This is a genomic window from Enterobacter cloacae complex sp. ECL352 (genome assembly GCF_020149545.1).
GTDB classification, from domain to species: domain Bacteria; phylum Pseudomonadota; class Gammaproteobacteria; order Enterobacterales; family Enterobacteriaceae; genus Enterobacter; species Enterobacter asburiae_B.
Genome location: NZ_CP083710.1, coordinates 61,674 through 79,361 on the forward strand (window position 1 = coordinate 61,674; position 17,688 = coordinate 79,361).

Sequence of the window (17,688 nt, forward strand, 5' to 3'; positions counted from 1 at the left end):
CCTTCACTCAGTGTTATTTCCCGAGCCTGACACTTTTCAGACGCAACGCATTTGCAATGACGCTAACGGAGGAAAGGGCCATGGCCGCCGCCGCAATAACTGGCGACAGCAGTATTCCATACACAGGATAAAGCAGACCTGCAGCTACAGGCACCCCAAGAGCATTGTAGATAAACGCAAAAAACAGATTCTGCCGGATATTTTTCATGGTGATCTCTGACAGATGACGGGCCCTGTTGAGTATCATCAAATCGCCTTTGAGAAGGGTAACGCCAGCACTTTCTATTGCCACATCTGTACCCGTTCCCATGGCTATACCCACGTCAGCCGCTGCCAGCGCCGGGGCATCATTCACACCGTCTCCGGCCATCGCAACCACATGGCCAGACTCTTTCAGTCGGGTTATCACTGCTTTTTTGCCATCCGGCAGAATCCCGGCTTCAACCTCATCTATTCCCAGTTTCCGTGCGACTGCTTCAGCAGTAAGCTGGTTATCCCCGGTGAGCATAACAATGCGGATCCCCGCCTGACGCAAAGCTTTAAGCGCATCCGGCGTGGTTGCTTTCACGGGATCCGAGATAGCTATCAGGCCTGCAAGGTTCCCGTCTGTGGCCACATAGATAACGGTAGCGCCTTCCATCCGCAACGTATCCGCAACGGCCTTTTGATTATCAATAACGATACTGTTTTCCTGCATAGCCAGTTCATTACCAATAACAACCCGTTGACCTTCGACATCGCCTGAGACACCTTTCCCCGACGGGGCATTGAAATTACTGACGGCAGGTATCACGATCCCCTTTTCATGCGCGGCTCTGACAACAGCCATACCCAACGGATGCTGCGAACCTTTTTCCACTGCAGCTGTTACACGTAAAAGAGATATTTCCCCACCCGGACTGAGACTGATAATCCCTGTCACCGTAGGCGAACCTTCCGTGAGCGTGCCTGTTTTGTCGACAACCAGCGTGTCCACTTTTTCAAGACGCTCAAGGGCTTCGGCATTCTTGATTAACACCCCGGCCTGGGCGCCTTTGCCCACCCCCACCATTATCGACATCGGCGTGGCCAGTCCCAGCGCGCAGGGACAGGCAATAATCAGGACCGACACAGCCGCAATGAGACCGTGCGCCATCCTGGGCTCGGGCCCCCAGACAGACCAGATCAAGAAAGCAACAACCGCGATAAGTATCACCAGAGGAACAAACCAGCCTGAAACGCTGTCTGCCATTCTCTGGATGGGGGCACGCGAACGCTGTGCATCAGCGACCATCTGAACAATTCGTGAGAGCATCGTTTCGGTAATGCTGTCAACCTGTTGATGACTATTTTAATCTGTAGTCATTCAATCCTTGTAACATCAGGATGATCCTGGTGTCAGTGAAAATACGAAATCAACACGTTGGTATCATTACCATCGTTTCATCACCGACTTTCTCTGCACGGATGATAAGACTACCTGTCTGATTAATCGTCCCCCCAATGACAGGGTCACCCTTCGTTTTGGTAACCGGCATAGACTCCCCGGTCACCATCGATTCATCCACAGTTGTTTTGCCTTCGATCACGATACCGTCGACCGGAATACTCTCTCCAGGTCTGATGCGGAGCTTATCGCCAGGCAGGACATCTTCCGCATTAATATCCGTTTCATGACCGTCATGATCCAGCCGTCTGGCGGTTTTGGGGGCAAGGTTCAGAAGCGCAGTAATGGCGCCTGAGGTTTGTTCCCGTGCCCGCAGCTCAAGAACCTGTCCCAGCAGAACAAGCACCGTAATAACTGCTGCGGCTTCAAAATAAACGGCCACCAGGCCATCCATGTTTCTGAACGATGCAGGAAACCAGGAGGGGAAGACGGTTGCAATGACGCTGTAAACCCAGGCTACGCCGGTCCCCATTGCAACAAGGGTAAACATATTCAGGGAGCGGTTACGTAACGACATTCCGGCCCGGGCGAAGAATGGCCAGCCACACCACAACACGACAGGGGAGGCCAGAAGCAACTGCAGCCATGTGTTGTACTGTGGCGGTACTGTATTCCTCAAGTCGGGAAACAGATGAGATCCCATTTCGAGTACCAGAACCGGAAACGCCAGCAACAACCCCAGCCAGAAGCGTCTTGTCATGTCGTGAAGTTCATCACTTGGCCCCGTGGATGCCGTGGCTACGAGCGGCTCCAGTGCCATTCCACAGACAGGACAGCTTCCGGGACCACTGCGGCGTATCTCCGGGTGCATCGGACATGTCCACACACCTTCAGAATTCTCTTTTTCCGCCTGGTTGTGAGGCTGTTTTATCTGATCAGGGCTGACTTCGTGATGATCGTGGTGATGGTGATGGTGATGGGAATGTTCACTGGCATCTTCGGTAAAATAATGATCGGGATGGGCTTTAAATTTGCTCTCACAGCTGGCGGAGCAGAAATAAAGCTGATGGTCCTGGTATCGAATGCTGCTGTGCGCCTTGTCAGGCAGGATGACCATCCCGCACACGGGATCTCTCACCTTATGCAATACGTGGCCCTCGTCCGGGGATAATGTCTGCTCAGAAGCAGTCTGGTTGTTGTGTTGCACTGCATTGTCATTTTTCACAGTAACTCTCCTTATGCATACCGAAGCATCTTCTGTCTTCAGGGTATGTCATGGATGCGATTACCACGAATATCGCCGGCACAGGAGTGCCTGCTACCGGCGTCCCGTTATCAGCCGTTCCGCTGACTATTCGATTCGCTGGAAGACTTTTTTACTTCCATCCGGTGAGAATGCGATAACATCGTAAGCCTCTTTTCGGGCTCCCATCTCCATTCCAGGACTTCCTGCTGGCATACCGGGGGTGGCGAGACCGTATATACCCGAACCAGACTGCATTGCCTTATGTATCGTTGTCGCAGGCACATGGCCTTCAATGATCAAATTACCGGCAACCGCGGTATGACAAATTCGTAGTCCTGCAGGAACAGCATGCTTTTCTTTCAGGGCTGACAGCGCCTGATCATTCATGACGTGAGTTCGTACTTCGAACCCGTCTTTTTCCATCGCTTTGCCCCACAGGGAACAACAGCCACAGTTTTCAGATTTGTACATATCAATCACTTTTTCACTCGCCATCGCGGGTAGTGAAAGGCCGAGAGCCAGCGCCATTAGAACCACTTTTTTCATACTCACCTCTGTATATTATCGATATAAACCCTGACGTCAGGGTGAATCAGTAAAGAAGGACACCCACAGGGGGTGCCCTTTCAGGTTCAGGACACGCTTTTTTTATGTCTGCGCAGCCAGATTAATTTGTAGGCGGCAGGAATAATGAACAGGGACAGCAGCGGAGCCGTGATCATCCCACCAATCATGGGTGCCGCAATACGGCTCATGACTTCTGAACCTGCGCCGGTTCCCCAGAGTATTGGCAGCAGACCCGCAATGATCACCGCCACGGTCATGGCTTTCGGCCGGACACGCAGTACGGCACCATGATAGAGGGCTTCATCAAGACCTTCCGGTGTGAACGTCTCTTTACGGGACAATTCCGGGTGCGCTTCAATGGCATGACGCAGATACATCAGCATGACCACGCCAAACTCTGCTGCCACCCCGGCCAGGGCGATAAACCCGGTTCCGGTCGCCACTGACATATGGAAGCCCTGCCAGTACAGGAACCATATTCCGCCAACCAGGGCGAACGGCAGGCTCATCAGGATCAGCAGGGCTTCGTCAACCCGGCGGAATGCCAGATACAACAGGATGAAAATGATCATCACCGTCATCGGCACCATCAGCTTCAGTTTCTTGTTGGCATGCTCAAGCAGTTCAAACTGTCCGGAGAATGCCACACTGGTTCCCGGTCTCAGTTTCACTTTCTCGCTGATGGCCGTCTTAATGTCGTTAACCACCGACACCATGTCCCTGCCGCGGGCATCAACATAAATCCAGCTGGCTGGCCGGGCATTTTCGGTTTTCAGCATGGTTGGTCCAGAAACGACGTTAATATCCGCGACATCGCCCAGCGTGATCTGCTGCTTCATCGGGGTCAGGATCGGCATCTGTTTCAGCGCCTGCGGACTGTTCCGGTAATCCTGCGGGTAGCGAATGTTAATAGGGTACCGGGCCACCCCTTCAACCGTCTCACCCACCATAGCACCTCCGATTGCTGAAGAGACGAACAGCTGGACATCACCTACCGTCATCCCGTAGCGGGAGGCTTTCTCCCGGTTGATATCGATATCGATGTAGCGCCCGCCCTCAAGTCGCTCAGCCAGGACAGACACCACGCCAGGCACGGTTTTGGCTACCGCCTCGATACTCTGCGCCGTCGCGTCGATATCGGACAGAACAGTCCCGGACACTTTGATACCTATCGGGCTTTTGATCCCGGTTGAGAGCATATCAATACGGTTACGGATAGGCGGCACCCAGAGGTTTGCCAGACCCGGTAAACGGACTGTCCTGTCGAGTTCATCAATAATCTTGTCAATTGTCATGCCGGGACGCCACTGATCCTCAGGTTTGAGCTGGATCGTGGTTTCCACCATTTCGAGCGGCGCGGAATCCGTTGCGGTCTCTGCTTTACCGGTCTTGCCAAATACAGAAGCCACTTCAGGAACGCTTTTGATTAACTTGTCTGTTGTCTGCAGGAGCGCTGCAGCTTCTGCCGGAGAGACGCCAGGCAAGGTCGACGGCATATACAGCAGATCGCCCTCGTTAATCTTCGGCAGAAATTCACCGCCCACCTGACTCAGTGGCCAGATAACCGTGAAAATGGACAAGGCCGCAACCAGCAGGGTTGTTTTTGGCCAGTGGAGGACCCGCAGCAGCAAAGGATGATACGCTTTGATCAGCACCCGGTTCAGGGGGTTACTTGTCTCGGCAGGAATTTTCCCCCGGATCCAGAATCCCATCAGAATAGGAATGACGATGATGGCCAGTGCGGCCGCTCCCGCCATGGAGTACGTTTTCGTGAATGCCAGCGGGCCAAACAGACGACCTTCCTGCCCTTCCAGGGTAAAGATAGGAATAAAGGACAGGGTGATGATCAGCAGGCTAATGAACAACGCGGGTCCCACTTCCACGGAGGCGTCGGTAATCACCTTCCAGCGGGTGGCGTTGTCAATCTGCTCACCCGGATGCTGATGATCCCACTCCTCAAGCCGTTTGTGCGCATTTTCAATCATCACAATGGCGGCATCCACCATCGCACCGACGGCAATCGCTATCCCTCCCAGCGACATGATATTGGCGTTCAGTCCCTGGAAGTGCATGACGATAAAGGCGATACACAGGCCAAGCGGCAGAGAGATAATCGCCACCAGGGCAGAACGTACGTGCCACAGGAACAGAGCACAGACGATGGCCACCACGATAAACTCTTCCAGAAGTTTGGAACTGAGGTTATCAATCGCCCGGTCGATTAACTGGCTGCGATCGTAGGTGGTCACGATTTCAACGCCTTCCGGCAGGCTGGCCTTCAGCGTCTCCAGTTTATCCCTCACTGCCGTGATAACGTCGCGCGCATTTTTACCCGACCGCAGGATCACCACGCCGCCAGCGACTTCTCCCTGGCCGTTCAGCTCGGCAATACCACGCCTCATTTCGGGCCCGGTCTGCACGCGGGCAACATCCCGCAGATAAACCGGCACGCCGTTCTCACCTGTTTTCAGGACGATGTTATTAAAATCATCAATGCTCTGAAGATAACCGCTGGCACGGACCATATACTCCGCTTCGGCCATTTCAACGGATGAGCCACCGGCCTCCTGGTTAGACGATTCAAGTGCCTGTTTCACTTCGGGCAGGCTGATACCGTACTGGGACAGTTTTACCGGATTGACCTGAATCTGGTACTGTTTCACCACGCCGCCAACCGAAGCGACCTCAGCCACGTTCGGGATGGTTTTCAGCTCAAATTTCAGGAACCAGTCCTGCAGAGAGCGCAGTTCTGAAAGGTCGTGTTTTCCGTTGCGATCGACAAGGGCATATTCAAATATCCAGCCCACTCCCGTGGCGTCCGGGCCGATTTCAGAGCTCACACCCGCAGGCAGTTTGCCCTGAACCTGATTCAGGTATTCCAGCACGCGCGAACGGGCCCAGTACAGATCGGTGCCGTCTTCAAAAATGACATACACATACGAATCACCGAACTGTGAAAAGCCACGCACGGTTTTTGCGCCAGGTACGGACAGCATGGTGGTGGTAAGCGGATAGGTGACCTGGTTTTCTACAATCTGCGGGGCCTGTCCGGGATAGCTGGTTTTAATAATGACCTGCACATCTGACAGGTCAGGCAGCGCATCGACCGGCGTGTTAATTATCGTCCATGTGCCCCAGATGCTGAGAAACAGTGCGCCCATCATGACCAGGAAACGGTTGGCGACAGAGCGCCGGATAATCCATTCAATCATCGTCGTCTCCTCAGTGCCCTGAATGCATATTTACAGGCTGCTCAGACATTGCTGGCATACTGTTTTCTGTTTTTTCAGGGTGGCGCATACGTTCCAGCGCGCCCGTAATATTGGCTTCGGAGTCAATGAGGAACAGGCCACTGACCACCACGGTATCGCCTTCATTCAGGCCGGAGCCAATGCCGGACTGTTGCTGTGATTCATGCAGAACGTGGATCTGTTTCGGCACAAACTTGCCTTCATCATCAACAGTAATCACGCGCTGTTCTTTGCCGGTATCGATAACGGCCTGGCTTGGTATCAGCAGCATCTCCTGGCTCTTGGTATTCAGTTTCAGATAGGCATTCATGCCCGGCTTGAGAAACTCATCCTTATTAGAAACCTGGAGACGGACCTGAAGCGTACGGGTTGTCTGATCCACGCTGGGAAGAATGTTCCATTTTTCGACATGGAATGTTTTATCCGGATAAGCCGGTACCGAAATTTCAAACTGCGACGTATCTTTCAGCAGATAGGCGATAGATTCTGGCACTGCAGCGCTGATCCAGACCGGGTCCATCCCCTGAATCTGAGCCACTACTTTATCTTTCGAAATATTCATTCCGGTGCGCAGGTCAAACGCAGTAATGACACCATCAATAGGTGCTTTAATGGTAAAACGGGTCTGGATTGTGCGGGTTGAACGCAGCCTTTGAATATCCTCTTCCGGCATACCAGCCAGACGAAGTCGCTCCAGAACCCCTTTTATCTGGGTTGACGTACCGCCTGTACCGGATAACAGCAGGAACTCACTTTGTGCCTCAACCCATTCAGGAATGGTGATATCGATAAGCGGAGTGCCTTTCTTCACATGATCGCCAATCGTCAGGGGATACACTTTTTCGACGAAACCGTCAGAACGCGCCTGCACAATGACAAACTGATACTCGTTGTAACTGACATTAGCCGGGATTGTCTGGGAATAATTCAGCATTCCTCGCGTAACTTTTTGCGTTTTTAATCCCAGATTCTGAACCTGGGTTGGATCGATACGGATCCCGCCACTGCTTTTATCGCCACTTTCATCAGCATATTTCGGCACCAGGTCCATATCCATAAAGGGAGATTTTCCGGGTTTATCAAATTTGGTATCCGGTTTCATCGGGTCATACCAGAAAAGTACCTTTCGCTCCGGTGCCTTTTGTTCGGTTTGTACTGTTTTTTGTGATGAGTTTACATACTGCCAGGCAGTAACCGATATCAGCCCCCCTGCTATGAGGCTGCTGATAATTATTGCAGCATATTTTATCTTTAAAGAAGCCATACAATTTCTCGCTGAAAAATCAAAACACCTGGCATATGCGCCCGATCATTCATTCACAGTAATCCCTTAATGAATGTTCAGGCGCACTGGATGTATTCGCTCCGGACTGATAATCAGGATTGCGTAACGTTAATGCTTTTGAGTAAGGAGATATTGCCCTGCTGAATAAACGAGAAATCGACATGGTTGCCGGTTTTCAGGGCATTGATAGCGTCGTCTGCATTAACAAAAGTGAAGCGCATGGTCATTGCAGGCCAGCCCACAGCAGGGATTGCTTCGTGCGAAATGGTAATCTTTTTACTATTCATATCAATGTCTTTAACGACACCGGCGCCCTTGATAACCTGCTGTACCGAAGCATCACTGGCAGCATTCATATCGCCATGCTGATGTGTTTCAGCATGAAGACCGGCAGAAAACATGACAGAGAAGGCACCAAATAAAACGGCTTTAAGTGAATTACGCATTTTTAATTTCCTGATTAATTAAATAAATTTACTCTACCCAACCGCCACCCAGCGCGGTAAACAGATTAATTTCGTTAACCTGTCGGGAATAGGTAAGATCGAGAATGGTTTGCTGCGTAGCGAAGAGGGAACGTTCTGCATCCAGCACTTCGATGTAACTGACAGCACCACTTGCATATAATCCTCTGGCACGCTGGAGAGTTATCTGAAGTGAATCAAGATAACGCTGCTGTGACTCAAGTTGCTGGCTAAAGCTGTCGCGCAGCGCAAGCGTGTCGGAAACATCCTTAAAGGCTGACTGAATTTTTTGTTCGTAATTAACCACCGACTGTTGCTGGCGAATTTCAGCCAGCTTCAGATTGGCTTTATTCCTGCCAGCATTAAAAATAGGAATTTCAATTTTAGGGATAAAATTCCACATTCCACTTCCTGACGTAAACAGGCTTGACAGCTCCGTACTGCTTGCGGAAAGACCACTGGTCAGGGTAATGGAGGGGAAAAAGGCCGCTCGCGCTGCGCCAATATTGGCATCAGCCGCTTTCAGCTGATATTCCGCTTCCATAATATCCGGTCGCTGCAGCAAAATTTGTGAAGATAGATTTGGTGGCAATTTTACTGGTGCGATCTCCCCGCCTTTCATCCCTTTTTCTGACGGAAGTGCGCGGTACGTTCCCAGCACCAGTTGCAGGGCATTGTTTGCCTGAGCCAGATCGCCTTCTCGTTTGGCTATTTCGGCGCGGGTACTTTCGATTTGTCCTCTCGCCTGTTCAAGTGCCAGAACGTTCGTACTCCCGGTCACGAGCTGTTGCTCAACGAAAGCATAGGACTGTTCATAATTTTTCAGCGTTTCCCGCGCAATACGGAGTTGTTCGTACGCCAGTTGCTGGCTGAAATAGCTCTGTGAAACGTTGGAGACCAGCAGGATGTGTACGGCACGACGGGCTTCTTCGCTGGCAAAGTAGTTCTGGCGATCAGCCTCACTCATGTTCTTAAGTTTGCCAAAAAAATCGAGCTCATAGCTGAGCTCCAGACCCGCGTCGTACTCCTGTGTGGTCGGCTTGTCACCTTTCAGATCACCGTTGTATGTGATCCCGGATGAGGCATTCAGTTGGGGATAACGATCTGCATCCGTGACGTTGAACTGGGCCCGGGCCTCTTCAACCTTCAGGGCAGCCATTCTCAAATCACGGTTATTATTCAGGGCTTCACCGATCAGCCTGCTGACCTGGGGATCGACAAAAAAGTTTCGCCAGCCCGTATCCTGATAGCTGTTTACCGCAGGCGTCAGACTGTTTTTAGACAATGAAAACTGCTGGGGAACCGGAGCTGGCGGACGCTGATATTCAGGTGCCAGAGAAACACAACCAGCCAGGATGAATATGGTACTGATGCTGAGTAATTTTAATTTGAACATAACGCTTCTCGTACAGGCAGACCTGGTAAATGGTTCAAACGAAGTCCAGAGTATTGATAGGGATACTTTACCGAACGCTCTCTGTTTGCCGGGTGACAGGATAATGACAATGTTGTCATTTTTGCTGTAATCCGTTGATAACGATCGTGGGCGCAATAAAATGACATTAGCAGCCAGCCGGGGAGCATGATGAAAATATTAATCGTTGAAGACGAAATTAAAACAGGTGAATATCTCAGCAAGGGGCTGACAGAGGCGGGGTTCGTCGTGGATCACGCTGATAATGGTCTGACCGGATATCATCTTGCCATGACAGCCGAGTATGATTTAGTCATCCTGGATATCATGCTGCCTGATGTAAACGGCTGGGATATCATCCGTATGCTGCGCAGTGCCGGAAAGGGGATGCCGGTATTACTGCTGACGGCCCTTGGCACGATTGAACACAGGGTCAAAGGACTTGAGCTGGGTGCGGACGATTATCTGGTGAAGCCCTTTGCGTTTGCTGAACTGCTCGCCCGGGTAAGAACCCTCCTCAGGCGGGGAAACACGATGATCACGGAAAGCCAGCTTAAAGTGGCTGACCTCTCGGTTGATCTCGTATCCAGAAAAGTCAGCCGCGCCGGGAACCGCATTGTGCTCACCAGTAAAGAGTTCAGCTTGCTGGAATTCTTCATTCGCCATCAGGGAGAAGTTCTTCCCCGCTCCCTGATTGCCTCTCAGGTCTGGGACATGAATTTTGACAGCGACACTAACGCGATTGATGTCGCAGTAAAGCGACTCCGCGCTAAAATAGACAACGATTACGGGACAAAACTGATCCAGACAGTGCGGGGCGTGGGCTACATGCTGGAGATCCCGGATGCATAGCAAACCGTCCAGACGACCTTTCTCACTCGCTCTGCGGCTGACCTTTTTTATCAGCCTGTCCACAATACTGGCGTTTATCGCCTTCACCTGGTTTATGCTGCATTCTGTTGAAAAGCATTTTGCCGAGCAGGATGTCAGCGATCTGCAACAAATCAGCACCACACTGAGCCGTATACTCCAGTCCCCGGCAGATCCGGATGAAAAAAAAGTAAGCAAAATAAAGGAATCAATTGCCAGCTACCGCAACGTTGCCCTTTTGCTCCTCAATCCCAGGGGTGAAGTGCTCTTGAGCTCAGCTCAGGGGGCGGCACTACGCCCGGCAGTGAATTCAGCAGATTTTAGCGAGCACAGCCGCGCACGGGATGTCTTTCTCTGGACGGTGGAGGATCCTGCGGGACCGATGGATACCGGGTCCGGAATGAAGATGGAAACATACCGGATTATCGCCTCCTCTGGCCAGGCGATATTTCAGGGCAAACAGCAGAACTATGTCATGCTGACTGGCCTCTCCATTAATTTCCATCTCCATTACCTTGATGCGCTGAAAAAAAATCTGATTGCAATCGCTGTTGTGATAAGCCTGCTGATTGTTCTGATCATTCGCATCGCTGTCCGTCAGGGGCATCTGCCCCTTCGTAATGTCAGCAATGCCATTAAAAGCATCACCTCCGAGAATCTTGATGCGCGGCTGGAACCGACACGGGTTCCCATTGAGCTGGAGCAACTGGTTATCTCGTTCAATCATATGATTGGAAAGATTGAGGATGTCTTTACCCGCCAGGCCAATTTCTCTGCCGATATCGCGCACGAGATCAGAACGCCCATCACCAATCTGGTGACACAGACTGAAATCGCACTGAGTCAGGATCGAACCCAGAAGGAACTTGAGGATGTCCTCTACTCCAGCCTGGAAGAGTATAACCGGATGACCAAAATGGTCAGCGACATGCTGTTCCTGGCGCAGGCAGACAATAATCAGCTGATACCTGACAGGGTCATGTTTGACCTCAGAGCGGAAGTCATGAAAGTCTTCGAGTTTTTCGAAGCCTGGGCCGAAGAACGCAATATCACGCTCAAATTTGACGGGATGCCCTGCCTGGTTGAGGGAGATCCACAAATGTTCAGAAGGGCGATCAATAATCTGTTATCCAATGCCCTGCGTTATACCCCGGAGGGACAGGCAATCACCGTCTCAATAAGAGAGCAGGAGAGCTTTTTTGACCTTGTGATTGAAAATCCGGGGAAACCGATCCCTGAAGAACATTTATCAAGGCTGTTTGACCGTTTTTATCGGGTGGATCCATCCAGACAACGAAAAGGAGAAGGCAGCGGCATCGGCCTTGCGATTGTGAAGTCAATCGTGGAAGCACATCACGGAAGAGTGCAGGTGGAATCAGACGTACGCTCCACGCGTTTTATCTTATCCGTGCCCAGACTGGAGAAAATGATCCCGGAAACCCAATGCTGAAAATAAAGATGTAAATGACAAAGATGTCATTAGCCTGTCATGCAGCAAACAGAAGCCATTCGATATAATTAGTGCAACTTATCAGGAAGGCTGGATTGCTTCATCAATACCCGGCGTCAGAGTACGCCAGGAAATGAATATCCAGCCCTCTTCCGGAGAAATAAACGCTGCCGAACTTGTTTCAGTTATGGAACTGAAAACACCGGTTGTACTTCCCCGGACATCACTAATTCAGAAATGGAGAGTTATCATGAAAAATATCGTATTAGCATCCTTGCTGGGCTTTGGTTTAATTTCATCGGCCTGGGCCACTGAAACCGTGAATATCCATGATCGCGTCAACAATGCACAGGCTCCTGCTCACCAGATGCAGTCTGCTGCGGCTCCTGTCGGGATCCAGGGGACTGCTCCTCGTATGACCGGTATGGACCAGCATGAACAGGCCATTATTGCTCATGAAACCATGACGAACGGCTCGGCGGATGCGCACCAGAAAATGGTGGAAAGTCATCAGAAGATGATGGGAAATAACACGGTATCCACGACCGTCCCGTCAACGTCTTACGCGGCGATGAATGAGCATGAAAGAGCAGCGGTTGCCCATGAATTCATGAATAACGGGCAATCCGGCCCACATCAGGCCATGGCCGAAGCGCACCGCCGCATGATCAATGCAGGCTGAATGCGACGGTAGTATCCGTGCTGTTACCTTTTCCCTGATAGATTTTCCTGAAACAACGTTGCTACATTTTTGCCCCCCGTCAGGGGGCTTTTTTGTCTGACTCAGCTACACTTAACCGGTACCTGTCTGAAAGGAATTATTATATGAAAATCAAAAACACCCTTTTTGTAATATTAATGTTATCCCTGCCAGCCATTTCTGCTGAACATTCGGAAATGAAAATGTCAGATATGCACTCATCGGCATCATCACAGGAATATATGGCTGGCATGAAAAATATGCATGAAAAAATGATGGCCGCCGTTAATGAATCCAATCCCGATAAGGCCTTTGCAAAAGGTATGATCGCACACCATGAAGGGGCAATCGCAATGGCTGAGACCGAGCTCAAATACGGAAAAGATCCGGAAATGAGAAAGCTCGCGCAGGACATCATTAAAGCTCAAAAAGGTGAAATTGAGCAGATGAATAAATGGCTTGACAGTCATAAATAATGAACACTGGAGTGTTGTCTTGCGCACCCTCTTAGGGTACCCTCGGACACGAAAACATATAGTACTTAACTAATTAAAAACCCGAATAATTTCGGGTTTTTAATGTAACTTTCTTTTCTGAACGGAAATAATAGTCATACAATTTAATTTTTTTGTAATTATTCCTACTTTTGATCAGGTACTGGACGATGGATAACGACTCCCGCCTGAGAGGGAAAATCCGTCTGGTTACCTGGCGCTATACTTAACCGATTGATCGACATGCCATGCTGGTAAAATATTAAAATCCTCCCCCATAAATCTGAACCACATGACAGGATTGATAGTCAGGCAGTATTTCACATTCATTGCTAAAAATAAAAATAAGCATGCATCTTCTCGAAGATTAATTACCTTCCATCTTGTAAAAAAGAATCAAATCCTCTAATAATATCTCGATTCCCGCTTTTTTTAATACATCTTTCCGCTCGGCATATATTCTCCTCAACATATCTTCAAACCCCTTGCCAAGATGAATTTGTTTATGGCAGTTGCAACATAGTGATATGATATTCTCTTCCACATCCAGTGAATTCTCAAAATAGTCTTGCTTTGACATCGGGACAATGTGATGAGGTTCTGTGTAATTTAGGGGAGAGTTTCGCCTTCTGAACGTTGGATGGTCGCAATTAATTTCACATTTATAATCAGCTTTGTTAAGCGCATTTTTTGAAACAGATTTACTTCTTGGGTATGAGAGTCCATTTTTGACTTCTATTGCAGCTTTCTTAGGTTTCGCTTTTTCGCTATACTCAAATGTCTGAGTAACGTCAAAGTGATTACTTTCTTCTAGAGCAGTGATCAAATCATTATCTGAGTAAAAATCAATGCTTGAGCTTTCGTTCGTACTAAAAAAATCTAGTTCTTTTATTGCCTGAACAAGTTCTTCACGGATAGTCCATAAATTTCGCTTTGGGTTTCCTTTAATTTCTCTACTTTTCATGACTGTAATGAATTTTGTCCCGGAAGCAATCTTTCCGACTCCTTTAACCTCGAATCGGCCAAGCTGCTTCTGAACTCTTCCACCCAACCCATTGATTACACCATTAGCACTCATACTGTGCAGGTCGTACTTCTTGCCGATATCGAAACATGTACAGGAATGGTCTGGCTCAATGAACCATTTTTTTAACGCTGCAATACTTTTGTCATCAAAAACTTTTTTATCCCTTAATAAAATCTTCCATTCTTCAACGCTAATATCTATATCATGACCTGCTCCCCGTTGATTAGTACACCCCGATGTTAGTAATGTCTTCATAAGCCACATGAGGACATCCCCATGAAGAAGCGTTTTTCCGACGAACAGATCATCAGTATTCTCCGCGAAGCCGAAGCTGGGGTACCCGCCCGTGAACTCTGCCGCAAGCATGCCATTTCCGATGCCACGTTTTACACCTGGCGTAAGAAGTATGGCGGTATGGAGGTGCCTGAAGTTAAGCGCCTGAAGTCGCTTGAGGAAGAGAACGCCAGACTCAAGAAGCTGCTTGCCGAAGCCATGCTGGATAAAGAGGCGCTTCAGGTGGCTCTTGGGCGAAAGTACTGACGACAGACCAGAAGCGGGAAGCCGTGATGTTGATGTGTGATGCGACCGGTCTGTCGCAACGTCGTGCCTGCAGGCTTACAGGTTTATCCCTGTCGACCTGCCGCTATGAGGCTCACCGTCCGGCTGCTGATGCGCATTTATCAGGGCGCATCACTGAGCTGGCACTGGAGCGCAGGCGTTTTGGCTACCGTCGTATTTGGCAGTTGCTGCGCCGTGAAGGGCTTCATGTTAATCATAAGCGCGTGTACCGGCTTTATCACCTCAGTGGCCTGGGCGTAAAACGCAGAAGACGTCGTAAAGGGCTGGCAACAGAACGTCTGCCGCTGCTCCGTCCGGCGGCGCCCAATCTGACCTGGTCGATGGATTTCGTCATGGACGCACTTTCCACCGGTCGCAGGATCAAGTGTCTTACCTGCGTCGATGATTTCACAAAGGAATGCCTGACGGTCACTGTTGCCTTTGGGATTTCAGGCGTTCAGGTCACGCGTATTCTGGACAGCATTGCACTGTTTCGAGGCTATCCGGCGACGATAAGAACTGACCAGGGGCCGGAGTTCACTTGCCGTGCACTGGATCAATGGGCCTTTGAGCATGGTGTTGAGTTGCGCTTAATCCAGCCGGGCAAGCCAACGCAGAACGGATTTATTGAGAGCTTTAACGGACGATTTCGCGATGAATGTTTGAATGAGCACTGGTTCAGCGATATCGTTCATGCCAGGAAAATTATTAATGACTGGCGGCAGGATTATAACGAATGCCGCCCGCACTCCACGCTGAATTATCAGACACCGTCTGAATTTGCAGCGGGCTGGAGAAAGGGTCATTCTGAGAATGAAGATTCCGACGTTACTAACTGAGTGTTGTATCTAATCGTGGGGGCAGGTCAATCACAGACGTATTCACCATCAATTACTTCACATATTTTTTCAATCATGTCCATAACTCTCTTGTAACACAGGCTTTGTAATAATGTAAAATCCATTACACGGCGTTGTATGTAATGTCATTGTCTCTTGGACTCCTACAGTCCAAAACAACTTTGTGTTTTGTTGTCCAAAAACTTTTTGTTGCCGTGAGTTCTCACTGAGATAAATCCCGCCTTGAGCGTATCACATCAGCAGACTTCCTCTCAACCTTATGGACTTAACCCGGTCATTCTTCACGACAAAGAAAGTACGGCATTTTACATGACGAAGAGACGGTCTCAGCTTCACATGACCGGATAACATTTTTAATGTACTTCGTTATTACGGCACGGGTGTTCAACGAGTATTTTTAAATATTAATCATTTTGTTTAACGGGTGGATACCTACAAATTTTAACATTTACTAATCAAGATAGCAGTTATACGTACTTTCCCGGCAAAAATCCTGAGGTTTACAGATTCCCTCACCGTAACAGACCCGGTCATTCCCCTGGTCCTCCGGAGAGTCTAGTACGAGTGATAAACGTGAATTCCTGTACCTGAAGTTCAGCCGCTGGCAGATAAGTCGTGAACTATAATTACACTCAGTCAGATCCAAACACCTTTTCATCTGCATATATACTTTGTACATACCAGGAGATTACATGCAGGCACCCGGTATACCGGAGAATGAAGAACAGAGGCTGAAGTCCCTGTATATTACCGGCCTTCTTGATACCCGTGACGATGAGCGTTTTGAACGCCTGACGCGGCTGGCCCGCAAAGCCTTTCAGGTCCCGGTGGCCCTGATAAGCCTGCTGGATCGCGAGCGCCAGTGGCTCTTCGCCTGCCAGGGCGTCGGCGTGCGCGAAACTCCACGTGATATTTCGTTCTGCGGACACGCCATTCTGCAGGAAGGGCCTTTTATCATTCACGATGCGGCTGCCGATGCGCGATTTCACGATAATCCCCTGGTTACCGGTGAGCCACACATCCGGTTCTACGCCGGCCAGCCGGTGAGCCTGCCGGACGGCACGGTGGCCGGCACGCTGTGCCTGATCCACACCGTTCCCCGCGCCTTCACGGATGAGGACATTGCGTCCCTCCGGGACCTGGCCTGTATCGTGGAGGACGAATTCGAGGCCATCAACATGGCTATGACGGACAGCCTGACGGGCATTCCCAACCGGCGCGGGTTTTACCGCGCCGGCGACAAACTCTTCCGCGCAATGAACCGGCAGGATGCGTCGTTCAGCCTCATCTATTTCGATCTGGACAGGTTCAAACCGGTTAACGATCTCTGGGGACACGCTGAGGGTGACGAGGTGCTGAAGATCTTTGCCGGCTTTTTACATCAGCACCTCGAACCGGGCGAAATAGCAGGCCGCCTCGGCGGGGATGAGTTTGCCGCCCTGATCCGGCGAAACGGGAATACCGGCTCTTATCTTCATGCGCTGAGTGCCAGTCTCGATCATTACAATGACACCTCGGGCAAGCCCTACAACATCAATTATTCCTTTGGCGAACTGATCAATAACGCAGACCAGTACACGACGCTGGCGGAGATGATCGGCAAATGTGACGAAGTGATGTACCTGAAGAAATAACGAAAGACCCTCTCCCGGAAAACAGAACCGTGACGTTCTCCTTCCCGGCTGATCCCCTGACCCGGGGTTCAGCCGGACGGCATGAACAATATATTTAACCGCAGGACGCTTAAAGTCATTTATATTTGCTCATGGTGCAATAGTCCACTCATCGCAACAATTACTCGTTTTTTGTGTCCATGCTGCAATAATTCCTCTTCTCCACTTCTGAGATCCGAAAAAAGCAAGTTCCGGATCACGGCGATTTTCTGCGCTGATTTGTGAAACGAAAATTAAAAATGTGCTACACTTTAAGTAGTTAGATAACTTTCACCCTCTCCGCATCAGACCGACCTGACGAGTAAATCCTGTTAATCTGTTCATCATCGCTTCCGAAAACTTTGCTATTATGAATTTTTCGGAAGTCTAAAAGAGTGAGATCCGGTAATTGCGGGCGGTGACTGTTATTCTGCTAATCACTGCGGGCGGGCAACGGAATGTTCTGCTGGCGATGATAAATAAA

General features: G+C 49.9%; 12 protein-coding genes and 1 pseudogene. 6 read left to right on the top strand and 7 right to left on the bottom strand.

Features of this window, described 5'->3' with window-relative positions:
• Positions 1 to 13: 13 nt before the first annotated feature.
• From silP to silC, 6 genes and pseudogenes are all read right to left on the bottom strand, one after another.
• Positions 14 to 2,591: pseudogene (gene silP / locus LBF07_RS24790) on the bottom strand (Ag(+)-translocating P-type ATPase SilP).
• A gap of 126 nt (positions 2,592 to 2,717) precedes the next feature.
• Positions 2,718 to 3,158 (bottom strand): DUF411 domain-containing protein, encoded by a 441-nt coding sequence (locus LBF07_RS23595; RefSeq protein WP_094935620.1) that lies wholly within the window; start codon positions 3,156 to 3,158, stop codon positions 2,718 to 2,720.
• A gap of 86 nt (positions 3,159 to 3,244) precedes the next feature.
• Positions 3,245 to 6,391: a Cu(+)/Ag(+) efflux RND transporter permease subunit SilA gene (silA, locus tag LBF07_RS23600; RefSeq protein WP_000574021.1), complete on the bottom strand. Its 3,147-nt coding sequence runs from the start codon at positions 6,389 to 6,391 to the stop codon at positions 3,245 to 3,247.
• A gap of 10 nt (positions 6,392 to 6,401) precedes the next feature.
• Positions 6,402 to 7,694, bottom strand: coding sequence for a Cu(+)/Ag(+) efflux RND transporter periplasmic adaptor subunit SilB (gene silB / locus LBF07_RS23605; RefSeq protein WP_001485328.1), 1,293 nt, complete (start codon positions 7,692 to 7,694; stop codon positions 6,402 to 6,404).
• A gap of 113 nt (positions 7,695 to 7,807) precedes the next feature.
• On the bottom strand, positions 7,808 to 8,161 hold the full coding sequence (gene cusF, locus LBF07_RS23610; RefSeq protein ID WP_049026482.1) for a cation efflux system protein CusF: 354 nt from the start codon (positions 8,159 to 8,161) through the stop codon (positions 7,808 to 7,810).
• A gap of 28 nt (positions 8,162 to 8,189) precedes the next feature.
• Entirely contained in the window at positions 8,190 to 9,575 is a 1,386-nt protein-coding gene (gene silC, locus LBF07_RS23615) for a Cu(+)/Ag(+) efflux RND transporter outer membrane channel SilC (protein ID WP_045357991.1), read from the bottom strand.
• Between the two features lie 189 nt (positions 9,576 to 9,764).
• Between silC and silR the strand changes: the two genes are divergently transcribed.
• The 4 genes from silR (at position 9,765) to LBF07_RS23635 (ending at position 13,089) form a co-directional block, all read left to right on the top strand.
• The gene (gene silR, locus LBF07_RS23620; RefSeq protein WP_001572351.1) at positions 9,765 to 10,445 is read left to right on the top strand and encodes a copper/silver response regulator transcription factor SilR; all 681 of its coding nucleotides are present in this window, start codon (positions 9,765 to 9,767) and stop codon (positions 10,443 to 10,445) included.
• The gene (gene silS, locus LBF07_RS23625) at positions 10,438 to 11,913 is read left to right on the top strand and encodes a copper/silver sensor histidine kinase SilS (RefSeq protein WP_032638115.1); all 1,476 of its coding nucleotides are present in this window, start codon (positions 10,438 to 10,440) and stop codon (positions 11,911 to 11,913) included. Before silR ends, silS begins: the two co-directional genes overlap by 8 nt.
• A 250-nt stretch (positions 11,914 to 12,163) precedes the next feature.
• The gene (gene silE / locus LBF07_RS23630) at positions 12,164 to 12,595 is read left to right on the top strand and encodes a silver-binding protein SilE (protein ID WP_000790483.1); all 432 of its coding nucleotides are present in this window, start codon (positions 12,164 to 12,166) and stop codon (positions 12,593 to 12,595) included.
• A 143-nt stretch (positions 12,596 to 12,738) separates the two neighbouring features.
• Positions 12,739 to 13,089 carry a DUF305 domain-containing protein gene (locus LBF07_RS23635; protein WP_000694953.1) on the top strand — a complete coding sequence of 117 codons (351 nt, stop codon included), beginning with the start codon at positions 12,739 to 12,741 and terminating at the stop codon, positions 13,087 to 13,089.
• 385 nt (positions 13,090 to 13,474) lie between these two features.
• Here LBF07_RS23635 and LBF07_RS23640 read toward each other — a convergent pair whose 3' ends face one another.
• Positions 13,475 to 14,389, bottom strand: a complete 915-nt coding sequence (locus tag LBF07_RS23640; RefSeq protein ID WP_224435163.1) for an HNH endonuclease — start codon at positions 14,387 to 14,389, stop codon at positions 13,475 to 13,477.
• Positions 14,390 to 14,410: 21 nt separating this feature from the next.
• Here LBF07_RS23640 and LBF07_RS23645 point away from each other — a divergent pair.
• Both LBF07_RS23645 and LBF07_RS23650 read left to right on the top strand, forming a co-directional pair.
• Positions 14,411 to 15,531 (top strand): IS3-like element ISSen4 family transposase gene (locus LBF07_RS23645; RefSeq protein WP_087451024.1). Its coding sequence is split into 2 segments (ribosomal slippage): positions 14,411 to 14,669 and positions 14,669 to 15,531, totalling 1,122 coding nucleotides; the frame shifts between segments, so codons are not numbered across the junction.
• A gap of 713 nt (positions 15,532 to 16,244) precedes the next feature.
• The gene (locus tag LBF07_RS23650) at positions 16,245 to 17,186 is read left to right on the top strand and encodes a diguanylate cyclase (RefSeq protein ID WP_094935621.1); all 942 of its coding nucleotides are present in this window, start codon (positions 16,245 to 16,247) and stop codon (positions 17,184 to 17,186) included.
• Positions 17,187 to 17,688 lie beyond the last annotated feature (502 nt).